Below are 24,046 nucleotides of genomic sequence, written 5' to 3' on the forward strand. Positions count from 1 at the left end.
TCCTTGCACGCCATGCCGACGCTGGGGCAGCGGCCAAACCAACGGCACGGCCTTGAAGGCGGATAAATATCCCTGAAATTCAGTATCTTGTTCGGTTAGCGCAGGCGTAACGATCAAAATTTCCGCAGGTTTCGCGTTACCGCCAAATTGCTTCCTAGAATGGAGATGGGGAAGGCGAAGCACTGGCAACGGGAAGTCTGGCATCATGGGCACCTGCACGGGCGTAAGCGCGATATCGTCGGCATCGCCGACCTCGTCGACCGCGTCGAGCAACCAAATGGCGGCATTGCGACAACGCAGGCAGGATTATCTGAAAATGATGACCGCCGCCCAATCGGGTGACGTAACGGCGGCCAAAACGGCGTATGCGCGGATGACCGCCAACCGGACGCCCCCCGCCAAAAGCCCGCTCGCCGCGCTGGGAACCGCGCTACAAAATGGCGACACGGCGGCAATCCAGAAAGCTGCGGAGGCGTTGCAGCAAGCGCGTGACGCCCAGGCCAGCATCTCGGCCGATCCGAATGCGCCGCCACCGCCAAAGCCCATCCCCGCCGCCGCTTACGGATCGAGCCAGACCGACATCAATGTTCTCGCGTGATCGCGAGGTCAAACGCCTTTCCCGAACGGGCAAAGGGCTGATCCGGACCATGCCGTGCTGATCTTGCACACCATGCCTTGGCGGCGCGGCTGTGGAAGGTCGGGCCCGGACGCCGCGTCCCCTTACGCCGCTGCGCGCCTTGGCGCAGCAGATGCGACGCTGTGGTGATGTTCGATCCCGCCGTTCCGGTCGCGTCCGATTGTGGGGAGTCGGCGAGCCCCGGCTTCGAAACTGTGCGCGCGCCACGCCGCGCGCCGACATCGCTCGATCCGGCAGAATGGTCGAGCCTGCGCGCGCAGGGGCACCAGATGCTCGATGACATGATCGATCATCTCGAAGGGCTCTCGGGCGAACCGGTGTGGCGACCGGCCCCCGCGCACGTCCGCGCGGTGGCGCGCGAAGCACTGCCGGTAGCCCCCACCGATCTTTCGAGCGTGCACGCAACCTTCATGGAGGCGATCCTCCCTTATGCAGGCGGCAATCTGCATTCCGGTTTCATGGGATGGGTGCAGGGCGCTGGAACCCCGGTTGGCATGCTGGCCGAAATGCTGAGCGGCGGCCTCAACGCCAATCTGGGCGGACGCGACCATATGCCGATCCTGATCGAGCGGCAGATCCGCGACTGGGTGCGCGAGATCTTCGCCTTTCCGGAGGGAGCCGATGGCCTGTTCCTGACCGGAACGTCGCAAGCCAATTTCGTCGCGCTGCTGGTCGCGCGCACGCGGACATGCGGCATGGCGGTGCGACAGAGCGGCGTGGCCAAGGCAGCGCGCCTGGTCGCTTATGCTTCGAACGAAGTTCACGGCTGCGTTCCCCGCGCGCTGGAAATGGCGGGGCTTGGCTCCGACGCGCTCACCCGCGTCGCCACCGATGATGCAGGGCGGATCGATGTGGCCGCGCTGCGTGCGTTCATCCGGGCCGATCGCGCCGCCGGGCTGACGCCGTTCCTGCTGATCGGCACCGCCGGTACGGTGAATAGCGGCGCGATCGACGACTTGGATGCGCTGGCGGACCTTGCCAGCGAAGAAGGTCTGCACTTCCATATCGATGGCGCGCTCGGCGCGCTTGGCATGCTGTCGCCAGAAATCGCGCCGCTGCTGCGGGGGATCGAACGCGCCGATAGCGTGGCGTTCGATTTCCACAAATGGGGCCATGTCCCGTACGATGCCGGCTTCCTGCTTGTCCGCGAAGGCGGATGGCTGAAAGACACTTTCGCGTCGCCAGCCGCCTATTTAACCCGCGCCGAGACCGGCCTGGCAGCGGGCGGGGACTGGCCCTGCGATATCGGCCCCGATCTCTCGCGCAGCTTCCGCGCGCTCAAGACCTGGTTCACGCTCAAAACCTATGGCACCGAGGCATTGGGTGCCTCGATCGCCGAAAACTGCCGGATCGCACGAGGGTTGGCCGAACGGATCGCGGTTGAGCCCGACCTCGAACTCCTTGCGCCCGTCGCGCTCAACATCGTTTGCTTCGGCTACGCGCCCGGCGGCGTTGGCGGAGACGGCGTGATCAACCGCGCGATCGTCGAGGATCTGCACGCGGCCGGTCGGGTCGCGCCCTCGCTCACGCTGATCAAGGGTCGGCCAGCGATCCGCGCCGCCTTCGTCAATCACCGCACCACCGCCGACGACCTCGACGCGCTTGTCGAGGGCGTGTTGCGTTTTGGTGCCCGTCATTCGCCCCGGCGCTGAGGATCTATCAATGTCCGTCACCATCCCCCTTCCCCGCCGCCCGGTGGTGAACCCACGCACCGAGACGCAGGGCATGCATCGGCTTTTGCCAATCGCGTTTGAGCGGCGCGACATGACCGCGCTTTGGCAGACTGCGATCGAGCGGATCACGGCGGATGCAAGCGACGCGGCGGCGATGATCGACTTGTCGATGATGCTCTACTGCCATTTCCGCGCGGAGGAAGCGCGCACGCTGCTCGACCAGGCGGTGGCGATCCAGCGCGACTATTGCGTCGTCCATGGTGATGGCTCGGGCCTGAGGGTGCTGGCCTTTGTGACGCCGGGCGATTTCATGGCCAACACGCCGGTCGATTTCCTGCTGAACGGTTCCAATGCCGTGCTCTGGCTGCGCTATGTCGATGGCGACACCACCGATCTGGACGATCTGCCCGAATATGACGTCGCGCTCCTCGCCATTGGCGAGGCCACCGAACATCGCCCGGTGTTGGCGCGCATGGCGGCCTTGTTGCCGACCCTCACGGGCCCGGTGATGAACGCCGCCGCCCGCACGATCGCTGGGCTGACGCGCGATGGCGTCAGCGCGCTACTGGCGTCAGAAGCATCGCTGTGCGTGCCGCCAACCACTCAGGTCGAGCGAGCAGTGCTCGAATCGGTTGGTTTGGGAGCGAGCCAACTTGCCGACCATGTCGCGGGCCTCGCCTTCCCGATCATTGCGCGTCCACTCGGCACGCACGCAGGCGGGGGACTCGATCGCCTGGACTCGCCCGACGCCGCGCTGGCTTATCTCGCCACCAGTGAGAGCGCTGAGTTCTTCGTCGCGCCCTTCATCGACTATCGCGGACAAGACGGCTTGTTCAGCAAGCAGCGCGTGGTGTTCATCGGCGGCAAGGCCTATCCCAGCCATCTGGCGCTCTCAGACCATTGGATCGTGCATTATCTGAGCGCCGGCATGGCCGAGGACGCGGACAAGCGTGCCATTGAAGCGGCGTGGATGGAGCATTTCGACAGCGATTTCGCCCACCGCCATGCCGCTGCGTTCGCTGCGCTCCAGCGCCGGATCGGCCTTGACTATTTCGGGATCGACTGTGCCGAGTTGCCCGATGGACGGCTGCTGGTCTTCGAAGTCGATGTCGCGATGCTGGTGCACGACATGGATGACGGCACCACCTTCCCGTATAAGAAAGTGGCGATGCAGAGGCTCTTCGATGCCTTCGTGGCGCATGCCGGATCGGTGCATGGAATGGGATATGAACACGCCGCATAAGCCGTTCCGGTAAAACCGGTCTGGCGGCGCTCGGTCACGATACGGTCGCCTCTTCCATGGGCGGGAGAATATCGGCATCCGCACACCAGCCGTAACGCGGCCTGCTTTCTCAATCGGATAGCGCTCGGCACCCCCGCATTTAGCATAGGCCGACACGCTCGCGCATTTTTGGCACGATGTCTGTCGAAGCACACGCTATGAGGCCATGTCCGATATCCAGGAATGCTCCTAGCACGCGCATTCCGACGCTTGAGAGGAAGAACGATGTCCAACGACCCCGTCATCATCGCCAGCTACGCGCGTACGCCAATGGGCGGCTTTCAGGGTGCGCTTTCGGGCGTCACCGCCGTCGAACTCGGCGCGACGGCAGTGCAGGCCGCGGTTGAACGCGCGAAGGTCGATCCGAACAGCATCGACCGCATCTATATGGGCTGCGTCTTGCCCGCAGGCCTGGGCCAGGCACCCGCGCGCCAGGCGGCGCTCGGCGCTGGCCTGCCTCAGTCGGTGGAAGCGACCACGATCAACAAGATGTGCGGTTCGGGCATGCAGGCGACCATCATGGCGACCGAAGCGCTGATGGCCGGCACCGTCGATGTGGTCGTGGCAGGCGGCATGGAGAGCATGACCAATGCGCCCTTCCTGCTCGCCAAGCACCGCTCGGGTGCACGCATCGGCCATGACGTCGTCATTGATTCGATGATGATGGACGGTCTGGAAGATGCCTATGACAAGGGCAAGCCGATGGGGGCCTTTGCCGAGGACACGGCGGGCACCTATCAATTTACCCGCGCCGAGCAGGACGCCTTCGCGATTGAAAGCCTGAGCCGCGCCAATGCGGCGATCACCGGTGGCGGCTTTGCCGATGAAGTGGTGCCGGTCACGGTCAAGGCGCGCGGCGGCGATGTTGTCGTCAGCGAAGACGAGCAGCCGGCCAAGGCCAAGCCGGAGAAAATCCCGGGCCTGCGCCCCGCCTTCGCCAAGGATGGCACGATCACTGCGGCCACCTCCGCCTCGATTTCCGATGGTGCGGCCGCTTTGGTGCTGACGCGGGCAAGCGTTGCCGAAAAGCATGGGCTGCCGCAAGAAGCGCGCATCGTCGCGACGGCGGCGCACGCCCATGCGCCCGCCTTGTTCACCACCGCGCCAGTCGCGGCAATTCGCAAGGTACTCGATCGTGCGGGCTGGTCGGTCGACGATGTCGATCTGTTCGAGGTCAATGAAGCCTTCGCGACGGTGGCGATGATCGCGATGCGCGAACTGGCCATTCCGCGCGAGAAGCTGAACGTCAATGGCGGCGCCACCGCGCTTGGCCATCCGATCGGTGCCAGCGGCGCGCGCATCATCGCGACGTTGGTCGCGGCGTTGAAGCGGCGCGGGCTGAACAAGGGCGTCGCGGCCTTGTGCATCGGCGGGGGCGAAGCCACCGCTATTGCCGTCGAGCTGATCCAAAAATAATCGGACCGAAGCGCAATCCCGGCATAGGAGCGGCCAGTCTCCCCTGCCGGGCAAGCGATGACCCGGCCGTCAGACCTGCCGCAAAAGCTGCTGTGCGCGGGAGAGATGCGGGCGATCGAGCATGCCGCCCTGGTATCCGATGGTGCCGACACCGGGGTTCGCCGCGAACAGATCGACGATCGTTTGCGCTTCGGCAATCTCCTCGGCGGTCGGCGTGAAGGCTGCGTTGATCACCTCGACCTGTGCGGGATGGATTGCCAGCATCCCGCGAAAGCCGTCGCGCCGCGCCTTGGCCGCGCGTGCCTTGAGCGAGTCGATATTGCGATAGTCACCCTGGATCGTCTCGATCGCCGCGACTTCTGCCGCCGCCGCGCCCAGCAGACACAGCGAGCGGGCCAGTTCATAGGTAAAGCCATAGCTGCCATCGGCGTTGCGATTGGTGCTGGCCCCGATCGAATCCGCCAGGTCTTCCGCGCCCCAGGTCAGCGCAACGACGCGCGGCGCGGCCTTATAGTCGCCGGTGTGGAACATCGCCTCGGCGGTTTCGGTGACCAGGACGATCACCGGCGTCGATCCCTCGGCAAGGCCATGTGCGGTTTCGAACGCGCTGAGATAATGATCGAGCCGCTCGACATCCTGCCGCCCATAGACCTTGGGCAGCATGATCCCGCCGGGGTGCGCGGGCATGATCGCAGCGAGGTCGCGCAGGGTATGCGGCCCATCGAGCGGGTTCACGCGGACCCACAAGCGCGGCCTTTCCGCCGGGTTCGCCTGCAGGCAATCGTGCACCACCTGCCGGGCGAGCGGCTTGTTCTCGGTTGCCACGGCGTCTTCCAGGTCGAGCAGCACGATGTCCGCCGGGCTGGCAATCGCTTTCGCCAGCTTTCGCGCGCTGTCGCCGGGCGCAAACAGCCAGGACCGCATCTTCAGCAAATCGGGCATGTCGGACGGCGCGTCGCGCATCATTCTGGGTTCCCACGCATTCGAAACAGGCAAAGTGCATACGGCCTGTGGCGGTGCCGCGCCACCGCCACATTCCCCTACCCGAGCGCTGGCGATCTGCTAGAACGGCATCACGTCGCGCCCGCGTCCATGTGGTCGCCGTTCCGGGGATAGTTTCATGCCACTCGTCATTGCCGGACTACTGGTTGTTGCCGTGCTCCTTTACCTCATGCTCGGCATGAAGGTGGTGCGCCAAGGCTATCAATATACGATCGAGCGCTTCGGCAAGTTCACCGCGGTCGCGCAACCCGGGCTCACCTTCATCGTGCCGCTGTTCGACCAGATCGGGCGCAAAGTGAACATGATGGAGCAGGTGCTGGATATTCCGGGGCAAGAGATCATCACCAAGGACAATGCGATGGTCGCGGTCGACGGTGTCGTGTTCTTCCAGGTGCTCGATGCCGCCAAGGCCGCCTATGAGGTGAGCGACCTGTATCTCGCCATCATGCAGCTCGCGACGACCAATTTGCGCACCGTGATGGGATCGATGGATCTCGACGAGACACTGTCGAAGCGCGACGAGATCAACACGCGGCTGCTGACCGTGGTCGACCATGCGACCGAGAGCTGGGGCGTGAAAATCACCCGCGTCGAGCTGAAGGACATTCGCCCGCCCGCCGACATCGTCAACGCAATGACACGCCAGATGAAGGCCGAGCGCGAAAAGCGCGCCTCGATCCTCGAATCCGAGGGCGCGCGCCAAAATGCGATCAACCGCGCACAAGGGCAGAAGCAGTCGCAAATCCTTGAGGCTGAAGGGCGCCGCGAATCCGCGTTTCGCGACGCCGAGGCGCGCGAACGCGCCGCCCAGGCCGAAGCCGCAGCGACCAAGGCCGTGTCCGATGCGATCGAAAATGGCAGCGTGCAGGCGATCAACTATTTCATCGCGCAGAAATATGTCGAGGCGATCGGCAAATTCGCGACCTCGCCCAACGCCAAGACGATCCTGTTCCCGGTCGAAGCCACCCAGTTGATGGGGACGCTCGGCGGGATTGGCGAACTCGCGCGCGAGGCGATTTCGGGCAGTCCGACGCCGCCGCCGGCTCCCGCTGCGCCGCGCCCGCGCGGGCCGTTTGAGAACACGCCGCAATGATGCTGCTCGGCGTGGCATGGAGCGATGGTGCGCTGTGGTTTGCGGCTGCACTCGCGCTGGTCATCGCAGAGATGCTGGCACCTGGCTTTTTCCTGATTTTCCTGGGGGCCGGTGCGGCCAGCGTCGGCATCATCGCGCTGATCGTGCCGGGGTTGCCGCTTGTCGTCGAGGCACTGATGTTCGCGGCGCTGACCGGGGCGCTGGTGGCACTTGGGTGGCGCTGGTATCGCCAGTCGGACCGGTCTTCGGCGGACCCGCTCCTCAACGATCGGGCGGCGCGGTTGGTCGGCAAGCGCGTGGTGGTGTGTGAAGCGATCGTCGATGGCGACGGTCGCGTGACCGTCGGCGATGGCGCGTGGAGCGCGACCGGGCCGGATGCCGCCGTGGGCACGACGGTGCGGATCGTCGGCGCGGATGGCAGCGTCCTGCGGGTCGAGCCCGCCTGACGCTGCCCTTCGCTTTATTTCTTGCCGAAGAAGTTGGCGGCGAGTCCCTCGAGTTCGCCAAGCGCGCCCTTACCAGCGCTCCCCATCGGCCCTTCCAACAGGGTCGCGAACTGAGCAAGCGCCCCTTCGCCACCGATGTGGCCGATGATCTGCTGCAGCACATCTACGGGAAGGCCGGTCGTCTCGGCCGCAGTCGTGGCGGTATCGGTCGGCGCGGCATGGGCCTGACCCAGCGCGGTGATCGCCGATTCGACTTGCTCCGGCGACAGCCCGACCTTGGCGGCAAGGTTCTTTACGTCGACATTTTCAGTGACTTGGGCGAGCAGTCCGTCGAGCAATCCCATATTTGCATCCTTTCCAGGCTGGTCCGAGAGCCCCGGGTTTAGCATGGGCCCGGCAGCGAGGCGAGATCGGGCGGGATGAAACCGCGCCGCGCGGCGACCGAAAACAATCGATCGCGCGAATAAAAATGCAGCGGCCAATCGCGCCGTCCGGCCGGTGACCCGAGCAGGGCATTGACGCACGCGACCAGCGATTCCCCGGATGGTCGCGCCGCCACATGCGCCTGCACGCCGCTCAGATAAGCGCGGGTGATCGTGTCGTGATAGCCTTGCGTGTCGTCATTCACCCCGCCGACCGCGACATTGTAGCTGCGGATGATCGTGGCAATCTCGGCGTCGATGGCAATGTCGGGTCGATCGCGCACCAGCCACGTGGTCGCGGCAAGATGCGCCTCATGCGTCCACTCCGCGCGCGGCAAGCTATGGTCGAGCAGCCCCTGCCCAACGCGGAGAATGGCAGCATCGTCGGGAAAAGGGCGAAAGGGCAGTTCCGTCATCGGATCGGGCTTTCCGGTTGGATGCGCCCGATCCGAACGACCGGGCCTTCAAGCTGGAGCGTGGACCTTGGGGGCCGATTGTCGGACCCCTTCATCGACATGATCGGCGAATTGCGCGAAGTTTTCCACAAACAGATCGACCAGCTTTGCCGCCGTGGCGTCATAGGCCGCCTTGTCCGCCCAGGTTTCGCGCGGATCGAGAATCGCGCTGTCGACACCCGGCACCGCCACCGGCACCTTGAAACCGAAATTGGGATCGGTGCGGAACTCCACGCCGTTCAGGCTGCCATCGAGTGCCGCGTTGAGCAAAGCGCGCGTCGCCTTGATCGGCATGCGGCTGCCGGTGCCGTATTTTCCACCGGTCCAGCCGGTATTGACCAGCCAGCAATCGACCCCGCCTTTGGCGATCCGCTCCTTGAGCAAATTGCCGTAGACCGAGGGATGCCGCGCCATGAACGGCGCGCCAAAGCAGGTCGAGAAGGTCGCATCGGGCTCGGTCACGCCGATCTCGGTGCCCGCGACGCGCGCGGTATAGCCAGAGAGGAAATGATACATCGCCTGCTCGGGCGTCAGCTTCGCGATCGGCGGCAGGATGCCATAAGCGTCCGCCGTGAGCATCACGACATTGCGCGGCACCGGCCCCATATTGTGTTCGGACGCATTGGGAATGAAATCGATCGGATAGGCACCGCGGCTGTTTTCGGCGAGGCTCGCATCGTCGAGATCGAGCACGCGCGTGACCGGGTCCATCACCACATTTTCGAGGATCGTACCAAAGCGCTTGGTGGTGGCGAAGATTTCCGGCTCGGCATCGGCCGACAGGCGGATCATCTTGGCATAGCAGCCGCCCTCGAAATTGAAGACGGCGGTGTCGGACCAGCCATGTTCGTCATCGCCGATCAGCGTGCGGCTGGCGTCGGCGCTGAGCGTGGTCTTGCCCGTGCCGGACAGGCCAAAGAACACGGCGGTGTCGCCATCCTTGCCGATATTGGCCGAGCAATGCATCGGCATCACGCCAGTCGGCGGCAGCAAGTAATTGAGCAGGCTGAACACCGATTTCTTCATCTCGCCGGCATATTTGGTGCCGCCGATCAGGATCAACTTGTCGGTAAAGTTAACCGCGATGATCGTTTCGCTACGGCAGCCGTGGCGCGCGGGATCGGCGCGGAAACTCGGCAAATCGATGATCGTGTAATCGGGCACGAAGCCGCGCAGTTCCGACTCCTCCGGGCGCACGAGCATGGTGCGGATAAAGCTGTTATGCCAGGCAAGCTCGTTGATCACGCGGACGTTGACGCGGTGCTCGGGCTGCGAGCCCCCGAACAGATCCTGGACGAACAGATCCTCTTTGTCCCGCAGTGCGGACAGGAAATCGGCCTTTAGGACAGCGAAATGCTCGGGCGACATCGCCTTGTTGGTCTTGCCCCACCAGACGGTACTTTCGGTTTCGGCATCACGGACGATGAACTTGTCCTGCGCCGACCGCCCGGTATGCGCCCCGGTTTCGACCACCAGCGGCCCGTCGGCTGACAATTTCCCCTCCCCGCGCGCGATGGCGGACTGGATCAGGCGGGCGGTGACAAGGTTCCAGTGCAGGTTGGCGCGGGTCTCGATGCCCTGGGCCTCCAGCCCTGCGGTGGGGGTGCGATCGCTCATTGCGTGGGGTCTCCTCAATGTCCCATGCGGGCCAATTGACCTCGCATTTTATGCTTTTTGCACATCGGCGCATATCGTTGGCCTTGCCCGCGGTCAAACGCGCTCTGTTCAGCGTGCATTGAGGCTGCGGGTGTAATCGATTACGCCGACTCGCGAATGACAAGGATCTACCCCGCCCGATGACGGCAACGATTGCTTTGGTCGATGACGACCGCAATATCCTGACCTCAGTCTCGATCGCGCTTCAGGCCGAGGGCTTTGTCACGCGGGTCTATTCGGATGGCGAGACGGCGCTGAAGGCGCTGATCGACAACCCGCCCGACATCGCGATCCTCGACATCAAGATGCCGCGCATGGACGGATTGGAACTGCTCCGCCGCCTGCGCGAGAAGAGCATGTTGCCGGTGATCTTCCTGACATCGAAGGATGACGAGCTCGACGAGGCGCTTGGCCTGGCGATGGGCGCGGACGACTATATCGCCAAGCCGTTCTCGCAGCGGCTGCTGATCGCCCGGATTCGGGCGATCTTGCGGCGCACCGAAGTGGCGCAGGGCGGCGCGGGCGACGGCGAGGCCACTCCGGAGACGTCGCTGGTGCGCGGCCGATTGGCGATGGACACCGCGCGGCACCGTGTGACCTGGAACGGCGATACCGTCACCCTGACCGTTACCGAATTTCTGATCCTGGAAACGCTGGCGCAGCGCCCTGGCATCGTCAAAACCCGCAACCAGTTGATGGACGCGGCCTATCATGACGACATTTATGTCGACGACCGCACCATCGACAGCCACATCAAGCGGGTGCGGCGCAAGTTTCGCCAAGTCGATGCCGACTTCGATGCGATAGAGACGCTTTATGGAGCCGGATATCGATTCTCCGAGGAATAGCGCCGTCGGTATCGATCTGGCTCGTGACGAAGAGGATGCGCGCGCGCTGTCGCTGCGCTGGTCGGCGCGCGTTTCGCTTACACCCCGCATTCTGTTCGTGAACGTCTTCGCGCTCGCGATGCTCGCTGGCGGGTTCTTCTATCTCGATTCCTACCGCAGCCGCATCGTCGACGGCCGCGTCACCCAATCGATCCGCGAGGCGCGTTTGGTCGCCGAGGCGATCGTCGCGGTCCCGCCGAGGCAGCGTCCTGACCTTGCGCTGAAGCTGGCGCAGGACATGGGCGCACGCTTGCGGATCTATGACAAGGACGCGACGCTCATCATCGACACGCGCGCGATGGGACTGCGCAATTTCGTGCTGCAAGACCCCGACAAACAGGATTGGCAGCAGGCTGCGGCGCGCTTTCTGGACGCGGTGATCGACACCGTGGTCGGGGCCCCGCGCGCGCCGCTCTATCGCGAACGGACCAGTGGAATGGCCTGGCCTGACGTTCGCACTGCCCGTGCCGAGCCGAAGGTCGCCGCGACGGTATGGCGCGCGCCTGATCGCACGCCCGTCATCACCGCGGCCTCGGCCTTTCCGGGCGGCGGCGTGGTGATGAGCACGATCAACGCGCGTGACATCACCCAGACCGTTCGGGTCGAGCGGTTCCGCCTTGGCGTCGTGTTGCTGATCGTCGCGATCGTGTCGGTGTTGCTCTCCCTGTTTCTCGCACGCACGATCGTGCGACCATTGCGGCGGCTCGCACGCGCGGCGGTGCGGGTGCGGCTTGGGCGTGCGCGCGAAGTGGTGGTGCCGCGCCTGCCCGAGCGGCGCGATGAAATCGGCATGTTGGCGCGGGCACTCTCCGACATGAGCCTTGCGCTGCGCGCGCGGATCGATGCGATCGAGGCCTTTGCCGCCGATGTTACGCATGAGATGAAGAATCCGCTCGCCTCATTGCGCTCCGCCGTCGAGGGCATGGCGATGGTCAAGGATCCCGAGTTGCAGGAGCGTCTGCTCGCCATTGTCCGCGACGATGTCCAGCGGCTCGATCGCCTGATCACCGACATCGCGGAAGCGTCCCGTCTCGATGCGCAATTGAGCCGCGCGAAGTTCGAGCCCGTCGATCTGGGCGCAATGATCACGGCCCTCATCGCCAGCCGGGACGCGCGCGGGATTGAGCGCGGCATCCGGATCCGGTTCGACAACAAGCTCGCTGAACCGTTGATCGTGCTTGGGGAAGGCGGCCGGCTGGAACGGGTGTTGGAGAATCTTATCGAGAATGCCGTGTCCTTCTCGCCCGAGGGCGGCGTCATCACCATCACCGCAGTGCGCGATCACGACGTCTTGACGGTGTCGGTGGAAGACCAAGGTCCCGGCGTCCCGGAAACCGCACGCGAGCAGGTATTTCGTCGATTCCAGTCGCTGCGCCCGGCGGGGGAGGCGTTCGGGAAACATTCCGGTCTGGGGCTCGCCATCGCGCGCACGATCGTCGAGGCCCACCAGGGGACGATCAATGTCGAGAGCCGTAGCGACGGCGCGGAAGGTGCCCGACTGGTCGTTCGCCTCCCGGCGAGGAACGCGACGTGAAGCAGGTCCGGCTATATGCCACCGCTGTTGCGATCGGCAATCATGCGGTGCTGCTGATGGGGCCGTCCGGGTCTGGCAAGTCCGACCTCGCCTTGCGGCTGGTCGATCGCGGAGCATGTCTGATCAGTGACGATTACACGATCCTTGAGGTTCAGGATGGAGCATTGCTCGCCTCCGCACCCGATACGATTGCCGGAAAGATCGAGGTCCGCGGGATCGGCATCGTGGCGATCCCGCATATCGACAATGTCGCCGCCGCGCTTGTCGTGCATTTGGGCGGTCCGGTCGAACGGATGCCGCTGCGCCGCACCATGATGACCATCGCGGGGGTCGACCTGCCCGAAATCAAACTCGAAGCCTTCGAACAATCCGCCCCGATCAAGGTGGAATTAGCGCTACACCGCGCTACAAAGGAACTATAATGCGTGACCCGAAGGACATTTTGCTCGTCACTGGCATGTCAGGTGCCGGCAAGTCGACGGTGCTCCGAACGCTCGAGGATCTCGGGTGGGAGGTCGTCGACAATTTTCCGCTCCTGTTGCTGGATCGCTTGCTAGGTGCCCCGCTCCCGGAAGGAGCTCACCAATCGACCCAGCCGCTCGCGCTCGGCATCGGCGCGCGGACGCGCGATTTCGATCCCGAACGCGTCGTCCAGCGAATCAAGCAACTGCAGGAAGTCCACGGCCACGATATCGGCACGCTGTTCCTGGATTGCGCTGGCGGTGAACTCGAGCGGCGTTATTCGGAAACACGACGGCGCCACCCGCTGGCCCTGGATCGACCCGCGGCGGACGGCATTGCCCGCGAGCGCGAATTGCTCGCCCCCCTTCGGAAATGGGCGAACCGGCTGATCGACACCACCACGCTAACCGCCAATGAACTGGCGCAGCAGGTCCGCACGACATTTTCCGGCGAAGGACTGGGGGAACCCACGCTTTCCGTCACTTCGTTCGGCTTCGCCCGTGGGCTGCCGCGCAACGCGGACCTGGTTTTCGATATGCGTTTCTTACGCAATCCGCATTGGGTGCCCCATCTGCGCCCCGGCACCGGCCTGGACGACGATGTCGCAGCCTATGTCGCGGACGACCCCGCTTATGAAGCGGCGGTTACGCAGATCGAGTCGTTGCTGTTGCTGTTGCTGCCACGCTACAGAGCCGAAGGAAAATCCTATGTCACGGTCGCGTTCGGCTGCACCGGTGGGCGGCATCGCTCGGTGCATGTGACGGAGCGGGTAGGTGCCCGGTTGCGTGCGGAAGGATTTTCGCCCACGGTTACTCATCGAGATCTTGACGCTGCGCCCCAGGACTCGCTGGAAGGCGCGCCGGACGAGACGCAAAATAATGGGGCGCGTGTTGCATGAGCTGGGCGGAGCGATGATCGGGCTTGTTCTCGTGACTCATGGCCGATTGGCCGATGAATTTGTGACCGCGATGGAACACGTCGTGGGCAAGCAGGAGCGTGTTGCCACCGTCGCCATTGGCCCGGACGACGATATGGAGGCGCGCCGCGACGATATTGCGGCTGCGATCGCTCGAGTCGATGCTGGACGCGGCGTGATCCTGCTGACCGATCTGTTCGGCGGCACCCCGTCCAACCTCGCCATTTCGCTGCTGGAACGCGGGCGGATCGAGGTGATTGCGGGCATCAACTTGCCAATGCTGATCCGGCTCGAATCGGCGCGCAAGTCGATGAAGGTGGTCGACGCCGTTGCCGCCGCGCGCGAGGCTGGTCGTAAATATATTTCGGTTGCGTCCGAGGTGTTGGGCGAGGCGGCGGCCTGATGGCCGTCAGCCGCAGCGTCCTGATCACCAACAAGCGCGGGCTCCATGCCCGAGCGAGCGCCAAGTTCGTGACGCTGGCGGCGACACAACCGTGCGAAGTGCTCGTCGAAAAAGACGGCGCGGGATCGGTCACGGGCACGTCGATCATGGGCCTGATGATGCTGGGCGCGGCGATGGGCGACACGATCGTCATCTCCGCCGATGGCGAGGATGCCGAGACTGCGGTGAGTGCGCTGTGCGATTTGGTTGAGGCCAAGTTCGGCGAGGATTGACCGCGCTGCGCCTCACCTGCTTGCGGGCAGCGCTGGCGGAGGGCATGTGGCGGGCATGGATATCAATCCCCCCTGCCTAGCTCCCTTCCGCGCATCGGAGCGCCTGTAATGCCGCGCGAGATTACCGCTTATTCCAATCCGCTGATCAAGCGCGTGCGCTTGCTGCGCGAAAAGCGGCATCGTCGGGAGGAAGGCCTGTTCCTGGCGGAAGGCTTGCGCATCCTGACCGAAGCGCGGGAAGCCGGACGCATTCCGCAATATTTGTTCTTCGCCCGCGACAGTGCGGCGCATCCGCTGGTGCAGGCGCTGGTCGCCGATGTCGAAACGGCGGGCGGTGAAGCGATCGAGACGGTGCCCGACATCCTCTCCAAACTGTCGGGCAAGGACAATCCGCAAGCGGTGGTCGGAGTCTTCCCCGAATTTGCGCGCGATCTGGCGAGCCTCGATCGGTCGAGCGCGGCGATCTGGCTGGTGGCGGAGCGACTGCGCGACCCGGGCAATCTCGGCACGATCCTGCGCACCGGCGATGCGGTTGGTGCAGGCGGCCTGATCCTGATCGGCGAATGCGTCGATCCCTTTTCGGTCGAAGCCGTGCGCGCGAGCATGGGGGCTTTGTTCACCGTCCCCGTCGTGCAGTGCGAATGGGCGGCGTTCACGCAGTGGTTGCGCAGTGGCCCCGGGCAATTGGTGGGGTTGAGCCTCGACACCGACAGCGACTATCGCGCCGCCAGCTACACCGCACCCACCTTCCTGCTGACCGGAAACGAAGCGCAAGGCATGCCCGATACCTATGCCGCCGAGTGCGATCTGCTGGTCAAAATCCCGATGTTGGGCAAGGCCGACAGCCTGAATGCGGCCGTCGCCACGGCGGTGATGGCCTATGAGGTGCTGGCGCAAAGCCGGAGTGTATGACCGGCATAGGCTGGTGCCCCCGAGTGGATTCGAACCACCGGCCTGCGGTTTAGGAAACCGTCGCTCTATCCGACTGAGCTACGGGGGCGCCGGGCGCGGTGGTACTGTGCGGCGCGGATGAAATCAATTGACCGTATCGGGTGGAACGACCGGCAAAGGCAAAGCTGCGATCGGCACACCTTCCTCGACCAGCGCCTTCGCCTCGGCCAAGGTCGTTTCGCCGTGGATCGGCGTCGCGGCGGTTTCCCCGACATGCATGGCGCGTGCGCGATCGGCAAAGGCGCGCCCCACCCATTCCGACTTCTCCAGCGCTTGGGCCTGGGCTTGGGCGAGCGCGTGGAGCGCGGCCTTCATCGTCTCCGGCGTCAGGGCTGGAGGAGCCGCCGCCTCGACGTTTGGCGTGGGAACGCTGCGGCTGTTGCCCTTTGCGCCCACATTGGGGGCCATAACGGCTTTGACGATCTCGTCATCACCGCAAATCGGGCAGGCGAGCAGGCCCCGCGCTTGCTGATCCTCGAACGCGGCGCTTGACCCGAACCAGGCTTCGAACACATGCGCCTGACGACAGCGCAGATCGAACACGATCACGCCGATTCGACCTCCGGGATCGCGCGGCGATGCGCCAACACCGGAATACGCGCGCGGACATCGACGACACGCGCCGGATCGATCTCGGCAAAGCCCAAACCAGCCGCCTCGCCCATATCGAGGATAATCTCGCCCCACGGGTCGATCACCAGCGAATGGCCATAGGTTGCCCGGCCATCGGCATGCACCCCGGTTTGTGCGGCGGCGATGACATAGGCCCCGGCCTCGATCGCGCGGGCGCGCAGCAGGATATGCCAGTGCGCCGCGCCGGTCGGACGGGTAAAGGCGGCCGGCACCGCGAGCAGCGTTGCGCCCGCATTGCTGAGCGCACGGTACAGATCGGCAAAGCGCAGATCGTAGCAAATCGAAAGACCCAGCGCGCCGATCGGAGTCTGCACCACCACCGCGCCATCGCCCGGTGCGTAGCTTGCGGATTCGCGCCAGCTTTCACCGGTCGGCAAATCCACGTCGAACAGATGCAATTTGTCGTAGCGCGCGCGGATTTCTCCGTGATCGTCGATCACGAACGCGCGATTGGCGAGCCGCCCGCCTTCCCCGAGCACCGCGAGCGACCCGATATGGACCCAGATTCCGTGTTCGGCCGCGGCAGCCCGCACTGCCGCCAATACGACATCCTCGGCTTCGCTGCGCAAAACCTGCGCAGCGCGCGCCCGGTCCCGATCGAGCAAGCCCGACATTTCGGGGGTGAACAGCATCGTCGCGCCGCCCCGCGCCGCCTCCGCCACCGCCGCAACGAGCGTTTCGGCATTGGCGGCGGGATCGATCCCGCTGGTGATCTGGGCGAGCGCGATCTTCATGCCGCGAGCAAAGCGTCCAATTCCCCGGCGCGCTCCAATGCGGCCAGATCATCCGACCCGCCGACATGGCGACCATCGATAAAGATCTGCGGAACGGTGGTGCCGCCGTTGGCGCGTTCGAGCATCTCGGCGCGCTTGGGGCCGCCCATGGTGATGTCATATTCCTCAGGCGTGACGCCCTTGGAGGCGAGCAGCTTCAGCGCGCGCGAGCAATACGGGCAGAAGGCTTTGGTGTAGATTTCGATCTTAGGCATCGGGGAGAAATGTGGGGTGCGTGGGTGGTTGTCAATGTCGCGCGCATCAATCCTTCGAATCGATGACCCGCGCCCAGCACAGGATCGTCACCTTTGCCGCGCCTGCCCGCAGCAAGGCGGCGGTGCACGCATCGGTGGTCGCTCCGCTGGTGTAAATGTCGTCGATCAGCACCACCGCCTTGCCGCGCAGCTGCGCCTTCGGATCGACCACGCGGAACACCCCGGCGACGGTGCGCGCGCGCGCCTTTGCCCCCATCGCGCGCAGGGGTGGCGTGGCCTTCACGCGGCGCAACGGCAGCGGATCGTGCGCGATGCCGCTAACGCGCGTAAGCGCATTGGCGATCAGCGCAGCCTGGTTGAAGCCGCGCGACCACAGACGCCAGCGGTGGAGCGGCACCGGCACCAGCATATCGGCATCCTCCGGCAGCAGCCGCGCCATTTGCCGCCCGACGGTCTCGGCAAAGGCGGTGCGCCCGCCATATTTCAGGCGAAGCGCCACCGTGCGCGCGACATCGCCATAGGCCACCGCCGCCCGCACCCCGGCGTGGCGCGGCGGATCGGCGATACAGGCCGCGCACTGCGCCTCTGCCCCGCGATCATAGGCGAATGGGGTGTGACAGGTTGCGCACCACGGCGGCGCGAGAAAGCGCAGCGCGCCCCAACAGGTGGCGCAGAAGCGATGATCCTCCCCCGTCACCGCACCGCACCCGGGGCAGCGCGGCGGCAGCGCGAAATCGGCGATCAAGCGCGAGGGGGCAAGCCAGGGCGACACGCCCCCTTGTCGCCCGCCCCCTAGAGCGGCACAAGCCGGGCGATGAGCGTCCCCGACATCTTCGACCGCGCCGCGCGCCGCCTCCACCGCGACCGCGCCGCACCGACCTTCGCCGAGTTCGATTTCCTGCGCGCGGCGATGCTCGACGGCATTGCGGAGCGCCTCGCCAGCGTGACGCATCGCTTCACCGACATGCTCGACCTGGGCTGCTTCGACGGGGCCCTGCCCGCCCCAGCGGGCGCGAACGTCACGCGGTGCGACGCAGGCGCGCGGTTTGCCGCGCACTCCGGTGGCGTGCAGGCCGATGAGGACCGCCTGCCCTTCCCCGCCGAATCGTTCGATCTGGTGGTTTCGGCGGGTGTGCTCGACAGCGTCAATGATCTACCCGGCGCACTGACGCTCGCGCGGCGCGCACTTCGGCCCGATGGCCTGTTCCTCGCCGCCTTCTGCGGTGCCGGGACGTTATCGAGCTTGCGCAGCGTCCTGCGCGAGGCCGAGCGCGATCGCCCGGCGGCGCGCATCCATCCGCAAGTCGATGTGCGCTCGGCGGGCGATTTGCTGATGCGCGCAGGCTTCACGCTACCCGTTGCCGATATCGAGCCGCTGACCGTCCGCTATCGCGGGATTGGCGGATTGCTGCGCGATCTGCGTGGCATGGGGGCCACCAACATCCTGCGCGAGCGCACGCCGCTGCGCCGCGATACGCTCGCGCGCGCGGCCGACCTGTTTGCCGAGCGGGCCGATCCCGACGGCAAGACGCCCGAGCGATTCGACATTATCTATCTGACCGGCTGGTCCCCGGCCCCGACGCAACCGAAACCGGCGCGCCGTGGCAGCGCGACCGCCTCGCTCGAGGGCGCGCTGCGGCGCTTTCCGCCGCGCAGCGACGCCTAACGCGAGAGCCGCACCAGCATTTCATCGAGCGCCGACAGGAAGCGCGAGCGGTCGGCCTTGGCAAAGGGCGCGGGCCCGCCCACGACATCGCCGCCCGCGCGCAAATCGGCCATGATCGCGCGCACCGCGATCGCATTGCCGATCGAGGCCGTGGTGAACGGCTTGCCATTGGGGGCCAGCACGCTCGCGCCTGCTTTCAGGCACCGGTCGGCGAGCAGGATGTCGTTGGTAATCACCACGCTCGCGCGATCGGCGCGTTCGGCGATCCAGTCATCGGCTTCGTCGAAGCGGTCGCCGACGACGATGCGCGATAGCAGCGGATGGGCGGGAATGCGGATCGGGCTGTTGCTGACGATCGTCACCGCCACCGACCGGCGCAGCGCGACCTTGTAGATTTCATCCTTCACCGGACAGGCATCGGCGTCGACATAGATGTGCAGGCTCATGGTGCGCGCCTAGGCCAAAAGCCGCGCCGGATCGACAGGAACCCGTCGCGCTGGCATCGACGGAGAAACCGCGCGCAGGAGACCGAACACATGCCGCTCTATGAAATTGACGGGTTTCGCCCCACGCTTGGCTACAATGCCTGGGTCGCGCCCAGCGCCGATTTGATCGGCGACGTCCAGCTCGGCCCCGATGTCAGCATCTGGTTCGGCGCGGTGATTCGCGGCGACAACACCCCGATTGTGGTCGGCGCGCGCAGCAACATCCAGGAAGGCGCAATGTGCCATTCCGATCCCGGCGCGCCGCTGACGATCGGCGAGGATTGCACGATCGGCCATCACGCCATCCTGCACGGCTGCACCGTCGGTGACGGCGTGCTGATCGGAATGGGCGCGGTCGTCCTCAACCGCGCGGAGATTGGCGCGGGCTCGATTGTCGGCGCAGGCGCACTGGTCACGGAAGGCAAGGTGTTCCCGCCCGGCAGCCTGATCGTCGGCAGCCCCGCCCGTGCGGTGCGCGCACTCGACGAAGACGCACAGGCGATGCTGCGCGTCTCCGCCGAACATTATGTCGCCAACGGCCGGAAATATGCCGCCGGATTGAAGCGGGTCGATTAAGACCCGCTTTTGGCGGTTCCCCCCGTCGCCCAAGCGGCGATGTCGCCGCGAATGCGCGCATTGACCAGGCGGCGCGCTGCCATCGCCGCCACCTTGGCCTTCGCCGCTCCTCGCGCGGCGACCGGCAGATTCGCGGTCGCGAAGCCTGTGATCTTGGCAGGCATCGCGGGATCATCCGACCCCGCCCCCAGGCCCGCCACAAAGCCCGCACGGTTGCTGGTTTCCACCAGCGTGTTGACCAGCGCGAGGTTGCTGACGGCAAAGTCGAACGCCATGTCCGGATGGTTGCTGGCGACCGTTTGCAACAGGCTGGCCTTTTGCGGTGTGGTCAGATCGCCGGTCGACAGCAGGCCGAGCGCGCGCCGTGCCAGCGCGTCGTCATCGCTATAGCCCAGCAAGCGCACATAGCCGTTTTTCACCACCGGGTTCTTTTCGGCGAGCGTCAGCTTCAGCAGCGCGTCCCACTCGGCCGGGGTCGCATTATTGGCGTAGGTGCCAAGGATCGGCTGCCGGATCGCCGCCGGGATGGCGTTGGTGTCGGTCGCCAGCGCTGCGACATAGCGCCGCGCCGTCTCCGCCACGACCGGGTCACCATTGTCGCCCTGCACCGCAATCAGCGTTTCGCGCAGCGTGGAGATCAGCGGCGATTCATCCTGCTTGGCCTGTAAGCCGACGCGTTCCAGCGCCGGTGCCAGCGTCGCGACGATGCGCGCACGCATCGCGGTCTTGGCAGCCCCCTTGGGCAAGCGGCCGCCCAGGTCGGACAGCTGCCCCGCCAGCGTTTCCCACAGGAGGGGATTGGCGTCCGCTCCGATCGCGCCGACATCGGCGAAATACCGGTCGAGCCGCTGATTGCCCCCCTTGGCCAGCGCGAAATCATCGCCCAGCGTGCCGAGTTGATCGGTCAGCGCAAGGCTGGCGAAATCGCGGACGATCGCAGCATGGGCAGGCGCATCATAGGCCACTCGCGCATAGCCGCCCTTGTCGCGGTTGAGCACGACGGTGCCACACCCCTGCACGGTGACCGTGGTCGGCTTTGCCCCGCGCACGATCGCGCGCGTCACCGGTTGGCCGACCACGCCCAGCGTCAGCGGAACGCGCCAGGTCAGCAGTTGCTTGGCGCTGCCATCATAAGCGAAGCGACCCTGCGTCATGGTGACCTTGGTTTCGGTGCCAACACAGCGCGCGCTGGTCATGGTGACGAGCGGCACGCCCGGCTGCAGCGTGAAATCGTGCGCGATATCGGCCACCGGCGTGCCGGCGGCGGCCGACAATTCGCTCCACAATTGATCGGTCGCGGTGTTCGAATATTTGTATTTCGCCATGTAGCGCCGGATACCGTCGCGGAACGTGTCCGCACCCAGCGTCGATTCCATCATGCCGATGACGGCCTGGCCCTTGGCATAGGTGATGCCGTCAAAGCCCTCGCCAATCTGGTCGACGGTTTCGACATGGCGGATGATCGGGTGCGTACCCGATGTCGAATCGACCTGCAGCGCGCTTTCGCGGTCCTGCGCCACTGCGGTTGCCGCCGCATTCCAATCGGGGTTGAGATCGATGCTCGACTTGTTCTCCATCCACGAGGCGAAACCCTCGTTGAGCCACAAATCATCCCACCATTTCATGGTGACCAGATCGCCGAACCACTGGTGCGCCATTTCATGCGCGACGACGGTGAAGATGCGCTGCTTGCCGCTCTGCGTCGCGCGCTTCTGGTCGTAGAGCAACTCGGGTTCGAAATAGAAAATCGCGCCCCAATTTTCCATCGCGCCGAAAAATTGGCTGGAGCCAGGGCCCGCAATCATGTCGAGCTTGGGCAAGGGATAAGGCTGCCCGAAATAGTCATTATAATAGGTCAGCAAGCGCTTGGCCTGGGCGAGCGCATAGTCCCCCTGATCCACCACCCCGCGCCGGGTGATGATGCCGATTTCGGTCTTGCCCGCCATCACCGTCTTGCGTTCGACATCGCCCATGCCGAGGAACAGCAGATAGCTCGACATTTTCGGCGTTTCCGCGAAGCGATAGAGCTTGGTTCCATCCTGCTGCGGAGTGACACTCATCGCTGGCATGTTGGAAAAGGCCGTCTGCGCCCCGGGGGCGACGGTTGAGAGCGTGAAGGTCGCCTTATACTGCGGCTCATCCCACATCGGCGCGAAGCGGCGTGCATCGGGAGCTTCGAACTGCGTGGCCAGCATCCGCGCCGCCGATCCATCCGGATTGGTATAGTCGATCGCGAAAAACCCGGACGCTGAGCTGTTGACCGTGCCCGTCCAGGCGAAATGCAGCTTGTGCTGGCCGATCGCAGCCAGTGTCGGCAGCGTGAGTGTCACTTGCTGTTTCACCGGATCGAGCGTGAACGGGATCGCCGCTCCGTCGAGGGTCGCGGTCGTAATTTTGAGGTCCGCCGCATTGAGCACGATCGCCTTGGTCGCGCGCGCCACGTCGACCGTAACGGTCTCCTCGCCCGAGAAACTCATCGCCTTGGCGTCCGGGCGGATGGTGATGTCGTACGAAACCGGGGCAACGCCCTCCGGCAATTGACCGACCGCAAAGGCGGGCGAGGCGACTCCAATCAACAAGGCGGCGGCAAGGGACAGCTTCACTTGGTTGCTCCGGAAACAAACGCAGAATTTCGATCCATACCCCTTTCGCGCGACGTGGCAAATCAACGCCGCTGGACAGGCGTTTCGGTTGCGCTATGAAACGGACATGAGCATTCCCCCCTTGTTCGCATCGCTGCGGCTTCCCGTGATCGGTTCGCCGCTGTTCATCATTTCCGGGCCGGAGCTGGTCATCGCGCAGTGCAAGGCGGGGATCGTCGGGTCCTTCCCGGCGCTCAACGCCCGCCCGCAGGGGGTGCTGGACGAGTGGCTGCATCGCATCACCGAAGAGCTCGCCGCACATAATCGCGCGCATCCCGAACGCCCCGCCGCGCCCTTCGCGGTCAACCAGATCGTCCACCGCTCCAATGAGCGGCTGGAGGCCGATCTGGCGACCTGCGCCAAGTGGCAGGTGCCGATCATCATCACTTCGCTTGGCGCGCGCGAGGATCTGAACACCGCCGTCCACGGTTGGGGCGGGATCACGCTGCACGACGTGATCGACGATCGCTTCGCGCGCAAAGCGGTTGAAAAGGGTGCGGACGGCCTGATCGCGGTTGCGGCGGGTGCCGGCGGCCATGCCGGTCGCTTGTCGCCCTTTGCGATCATCCAGGAGATCCGCCAGTGGTTCGATGGCCCGCTGGCGCTGTCGGGCTCGATCGCGACGGGCGACGCGGTGCTCGCCGCGCAAGCGATGGGGGCGGACTTCGCCTATATCGGCTCGCCCTTCATCGCGAGCGTCGAGGCGAATGCCGAAGCCGCCTACAAACAGGGCATCGTCGAGGGCAAGGCCGCCGACATCGTCTATTCAAATCTGTTTACCGGCGTGCATGGCAATTACCTGCGCGCGTCGATCGTCGCCGCGGGGATGGACCCCGATCATCTTCCCGAGGGCGACCTTAAGACCATGGATTTCGGCACCGGTAACGGTGCGAAGCCCAAGGCGTGGAAGGAAATTTGGGGATCCGGCCAAGGCATTGGGGTGATCGACCGGGTCGAACCCGTCGCCGATATGGTGGACCGGCTGGAGCGCCAATATCATGCCGCGCGCGAACGTTTGAAGCTCTGAGCTCGGCCTGACAGGCGCTCGCGCGACGGCAGCGTCAGAAGGCGAGCGCCAGGCGATCCTGCATCGTGCGCACCGGGCTTTCGAAGGATTCGATCTCATCCGCCTGAATTTGGTCGAGCCGCGCGACCCGGCGGTGGAGGTCGATGCTCGCCCAGATCAAAGTTTGTGCGACCGCAGGCATCGAGTGGATCACTGCGCCCTCAGTGGTCGGAGCGGTGCCCAACCGGCGCGATTCGTCGAGCGCCTCGCGCAACGCCATCTCCCCGGCATCGACCGCGCGTTGCGTGAGCAACCAGGCGATGACGTGCATCAGCCGAGTCGTGACCTTCAGCGATTCGCAACTGAACGATACGCGCGCAAGCGGATCCAGCGCTTCCCGATCCGCGCGCCCGCCTTCGTCAAAATAGCTGCGCGCTTCATCGGCCAAAACCATGGCATCGATGTACAGCGTATCGATAACGCGGCGCTGCATGCGCGAATCATAGGCTGGGGATCCCATGCAACCACCTTACATAAACAAAA

The 24,046-nt window shown here is 65.0% G+C and carries 28 protein-coding genes and 1 tRNA gene; 17 read left to right on the top strand and 12 right to left on the bottom strand.

Annotated elements, in window-relative coordinates; translation table 11 throughout:
- Positions 1-165 precede the first annotated feature (165 nt).
- The 5 genes from ON00_RS20465 to ON00_RS01765 all read left to right on the top strand — a co-directional run bounded on the left by ON00_RS20465 (position 166) and on the right by ON00_RS01765 (position 5,008).
- Positions 166-342, top strand: a complete 177-nt coding sequence (locus ON00_RS20465; RefSeq protein WP_211207099.1) for a hypothetical protein — start codon at positions 166-168, stop codon at positions 340-342.
- Positions 317-598 carry a hypothetical protein gene (locus ON00_RS01750; RefSeq protein WP_154651258.1) on the top strand — a complete coding sequence of 94 codons (282 nt, stop codon included), beginning with the start codon at positions 317-319 and terminating at the stop codon, positions 596-598. Before ON00_RS20465 ends, ON00_RS01750 begins: the two co-directional genes overlap by 26 nt.
- Positions 599-765: 167 nt before the next feature.
- Entirely contained in the window at positions 766-2,289 is a 1,524-nt protein-coding gene (locus ON00_RS01755; RefSeq protein WP_083834046.1) for a pyridoxal phosphate-dependent decarboxylase family protein, read from the top strand.
- A 10-nt stretch (positions 2,290-2,299) separates the two neighbouring features.
- Positions 2,300-3,553, top strand: coding sequence for an ATP-grasp domain-containing protein (locus ON00_RS01760; RefSeq protein ID WP_050810890.1), 1,254 nt, complete (start codon positions 2,300-2,302; stop codon positions 3,551-3,553).
- A 264-nt stretch (positions 3,554-3,817) separates the two neighbouring features.
- Positions 3,818-5,008, top strand: a complete 1,191-nt coding sequence (locus ON00_RS01765) for an acetyl-CoA C-acyltransferase (protein ID WP_010402787.1) — start codon at positions 3,818-3,820, stop codon at positions 5,006-5,008.
- A 69-nt stretch (positions 5,009-5,077) separates the two neighbouring features.
- Here ON00_RS01765 and ON00_RS01770 read toward each other — a convergent pair whose 3' ends face one another.
- Entirely contained in the window at positions 5,078-5,974 is an 897-nt protein-coding gene (locus ON00_RS01770; protein WP_010402788.1) for an HpcH/HpaI aldolase/citrate lyase family protein, read from the bottom strand.
- A 154-nt stretch (positions 5,975-6,128) separates the two neighbouring features.
- On the opposite strand from ON00_RS01770, the gene ON00_RS01775 reads away from it, so the two are divergent.
- Both ON00_RS01775 and ON00_RS01780 read left to right on the top strand, forming a co-directional pair.
- Complete coding sequence (locus ON00_RS01775; protein WP_010402789.1) at positions 6,129-7,103, top strand: SPFH domain-containing protein; 975 nt, start codon at positions 6,129-6,131, stop codon at positions 7,101-7,103.
- Entirely contained in the window at positions 7,100-7,549 is a 450-nt protein-coding gene (locus tag ON00_RS01780) for an NfeD family protein (protein WP_010402790.1), read from the top strand. Before ON00_RS01775 ends, ON00_RS01780 begins: the two co-directional genes overlap by 4 nt.
- Before the next feature lie 14 nt (positions 7,550-7,563).
- Here ON00_RS01780 and ON00_RS01785 read toward each other — a convergent pair whose 3' ends face one another.
- Genes ON00_RS01785 through ON00_RS01795 form a run of 3 tightly spaced genes read right to left on the bottom strand, consistent with a single transcriptional unit; the run spans position 7,564 to position 10,043 of the window.
- On the bottom strand, positions 7,564-7,893 hold the full coding sequence (locus tag ON00_RS01785; protein ID WP_010402791.1) for a hypothetical protein: 330 nt from the start codon (positions 7,891-7,893) through the stop codon (positions 7,564-7,566).
- Between the two features lie 38 nt (positions 7,894-7,931).
- Positions 7,932-8,387: a hypothetical protein gene (locus ON00_RS01790; RefSeq protein WP_010402793.1), complete on the bottom strand. Its 456-nt coding sequence runs from the start codon at positions 8,385-8,387 to the stop codon at positions 7,932-7,934.
- Between the two features lie 48 nt (positions 8,388-8,435).
- Entirely contained in the window at positions 8,436-10,043 is a 1,608-nt protein-coding gene (locus ON00_RS01795) for a phosphoenolpyruvate carboxykinase (RefSeq protein WP_010402795.1), read from the bottom strand.
- A gap of 179 nt (positions 10,044-10,222) precedes the next feature.
- Between ON00_RS01795 and ON00_RS01800 the strand changes: the two genes are divergently transcribed.
- The 7 genes from ON00_RS01800 to ON00_RS01830 all read left to right on the top strand — a co-directional run bounded on the left by ON00_RS01800 (position 10,223) and on the right by ON00_RS01830 (position 15,468).
- On the top strand, positions 10,223-10,930 hold the full coding sequence (locus tag ON00_RS01800) for a response regulator transcription factor (protein ID WP_010402796.1): 708 nt from the start codon (positions 10,223-10,225) through the stop codon (positions 10,928-10,930).
- Positions 10,899-12,503, top strand: coding sequence for a sensor histidine kinase (locus ON00_RS01805; protein ID WP_010402797.1), 1,605 nt, complete (start codon positions 10,899-10,901; stop codon positions 12,501-12,503). The genes ON00_RS01800 and ON00_RS01805 overlap by 32 nt, the downstream gene beginning before the upstream one ends.
- Positions 12,500-12,925 carry an HPr kinase/phosphorylase gene (locus ON00_RS01810; RefSeq protein ID WP_010402798.1) on the top strand — a complete coding sequence of 142 codons (426 nt, stop codon included), beginning with the start codon at positions 12,500-12,502 and terminating at the stop codon, positions 12,923-12,925. The genes ON00_RS01805 and ON00_RS01810 overlap by 4 nt, the downstream gene beginning before the upstream one ends.
- Complete coding sequence (gene rapZ, locus ON00_RS01815) at positions 12,925-13,863, top strand: RNase adapter RapZ (RefSeq protein WP_010402799.1); 939 nt, start codon at positions 12,925-12,927, stop codon at positions 13,861-13,863. The genes ON00_RS01810 and rapZ overlap by 1 nt, the downstream gene beginning before the upstream one ends.
- 13 nt (positions 13,864-13,876) lie before the next feature.
- Positions 13,877-14,284 (top strand): PTS sugar transporter subunit IIA, encoded by a 408-nt coding sequence (locus tag ON00_RS01820; RefSeq protein ID WP_010402800.1) that lies wholly within the window; start codon positions 13,877-13,879, stop codon positions 14,282-14,284.
- Positions 14,284-14,556 carry an HPr family phosphocarrier protein gene (locus tag ON00_RS01825; RefSeq protein WP_010402802.1) on the top strand — a complete coding sequence of 91 codons (273 nt, stop codon included), beginning with the start codon at positions 14,284-14,286 and terminating at the stop codon, positions 14,554-14,556. Before ON00_RS01820 ends, ON00_RS01825 begins: the two co-directional genes overlap by 1 nt.
- 108 nt (positions 14,557-14,664) lie before the next feature.
- The gene (locus ON00_RS01830; RefSeq protein ID WP_010402803.1) at positions 14,665-15,468 is read left to right on the top strand and encodes a TrmH family RNA methyltransferase; all 804 of its coding nucleotides are present in this window, start codon (positions 14,665-14,667) and stop codon (positions 15,466-15,468) included.
- An 11-nt stretch (positions 15,469-15,479) separates the two neighbouring features.
- On the opposite strand, the gene ON00_RS01835 is transcribed toward ON00_RS01830, so the two are convergent.
- The 5 genes from ON00_RS01835 to ON00_RS01855 all read right to left on the bottom strand — a co-directional run bounded on the left by ON00_RS01835 (position 15,480) and on the right by ON00_RS01855 (position 17,900).
- Positions 15,480-15,556 (bottom strand) — tRNA-Arg (locus tag ON00_RS01835).
- A gap of 35 nt (positions 15,557-15,591) precedes the next feature.
- Positions 15,592-16,056, bottom strand: a complete 465-nt coding sequence (locus ON00_RS01840) for a DUF1178 family protein (protein ID WP_010402804.1) — start codon at positions 16,054-16,056, stop codon at positions 15,592-15,594.
- On the bottom strand, positions 16,053-16,874 hold the full coding sequence (locus ON00_RS01845) for a carbon-nitrogen hydrolase family protein (RefSeq protein WP_010402805.1): 822 nt from the start codon (positions 16,872-16,874) through the stop codon (positions 16,053-16,055). Before ON00_RS01845 ends, ON00_RS01840 begins: the two co-directional genes overlap by 4 nt.
- Complete coding sequence (gene grxC / locus ON00_RS01850) at positions 16,871-17,128, bottom strand: glutaredoxin 3 (RefSeq protein ID WP_010402807.1); 258 nt, start codon at positions 17,126-17,128, stop codon at positions 16,871-16,873. Before grxC ends, ON00_RS01845 begins: the two co-directional genes overlap by 4 nt.
- A 46-nt stretch (positions 17,129-17,174) precedes the next feature.
- Entirely contained in the window at positions 17,175-17,900 is a 726-nt protein-coding gene (locus ON00_RS01855) for a ComF family protein (RefSeq protein ID WP_010402808.1), read from the bottom strand.
- A 42-nt stretch (positions 17,901-17,942) separates the two neighbouring features.
- On the opposite strand from ON00_RS01855, the gene ON00_RS01860 reads away from it, so the two are divergent.
- The gene (locus ON00_RS01860) at positions 17,943-18,794 is read left to right on the top strand and encodes a class I SAM-dependent methyltransferase (protein WP_010402810.1); all 852 of its coding nucleotides are present in this window, start codon (positions 17,943-17,945) and stop codon (positions 18,792-18,794) included.
- Here ON00_RS01860 and ON00_RS01865 read toward each other — a convergent pair.
- Positions 18,791-19,240, bottom strand: a complete 450-nt coding sequence (locus tag ON00_RS01865) for a YaiI/YqxD family protein (protein ID WP_010402811.1) — start codon at positions 19,238-19,240, stop codon at positions 18,791-18,793. The genes ON00_RS01860 and ON00_RS01865 overlap by 4 nt on opposite strands.
- A 90-nt stretch (positions 19,241-19,330) precedes the next feature.
- Here ON00_RS01865 and ON00_RS01870 point away from each other — a divergent pair, with 90 nt between their 5' ends.
- Positions 19,331-19,855 (top strand): gamma carbonic anhydrase family protein, encoded by a 525-nt coding sequence (locus tag ON00_RS01870; protein ID WP_010402812.1) that lies wholly within the window; start codon positions 19,331-19,333, stop codon positions 19,853-19,855.
- On the opposite strand, the gene ON00_RS01875 is transcribed toward ON00_RS01870, so the two are convergent.
- Entirely contained in the window at positions 19,852-22,458 is a 2,607-nt protein-coding gene (locus ON00_RS01875; protein ID WP_010402813.1) for a M1 family metallopeptidase, read from the bottom strand. The two genes, ON00_RS01870 and ON00_RS01875, sit on opposite strands and share 4 nt — an antisense overlap.
- Before the next feature lie 106 nt (positions 22,459-22,564).
- Here ON00_RS01875 and ON00_RS01880 point away from each other — a divergent pair, with 106 nt between their 5' ends.
- Positions 22,565-23,524 carry an NAD(P)H-dependent flavin oxidoreductase gene (locus ON00_RS01880; RefSeq protein WP_010402814.1) on the top strand — a complete coding sequence of 320 codons (960 nt, stop codon included), beginning with the start codon at positions 22,565-22,567 and terminating at the stop codon, positions 23,522-23,524.
- Positions 23,525-23,558: 34 nt separating this feature from the next.
- On the opposite strand, the gene ON00_RS01885 is transcribed toward ON00_RS01880, so the two are convergent.
- Positions 23,559-24,023: a DUF1465 family protein gene (locus ON00_RS01885; protein ID WP_010402815.1), complete on the bottom strand. Its 465-nt coding sequence runs from the start codon at positions 24,021-24,023 to the stop codon at positions 23,559-23,561.
- Positions 24,024-24,046 lie beyond the last annotated feature (23 nt).

The sequence above is a fragment of the Sphingomonas echinoides ATCC 14820 genome, assembly GCF_000241465.1.
GTDB lineage: Bacteria > Pseudomonadota > Alphaproteobacteria > Sphingomonadales > Sphingomonadaceae > Sphingomonas > Sphingomonas echinoides.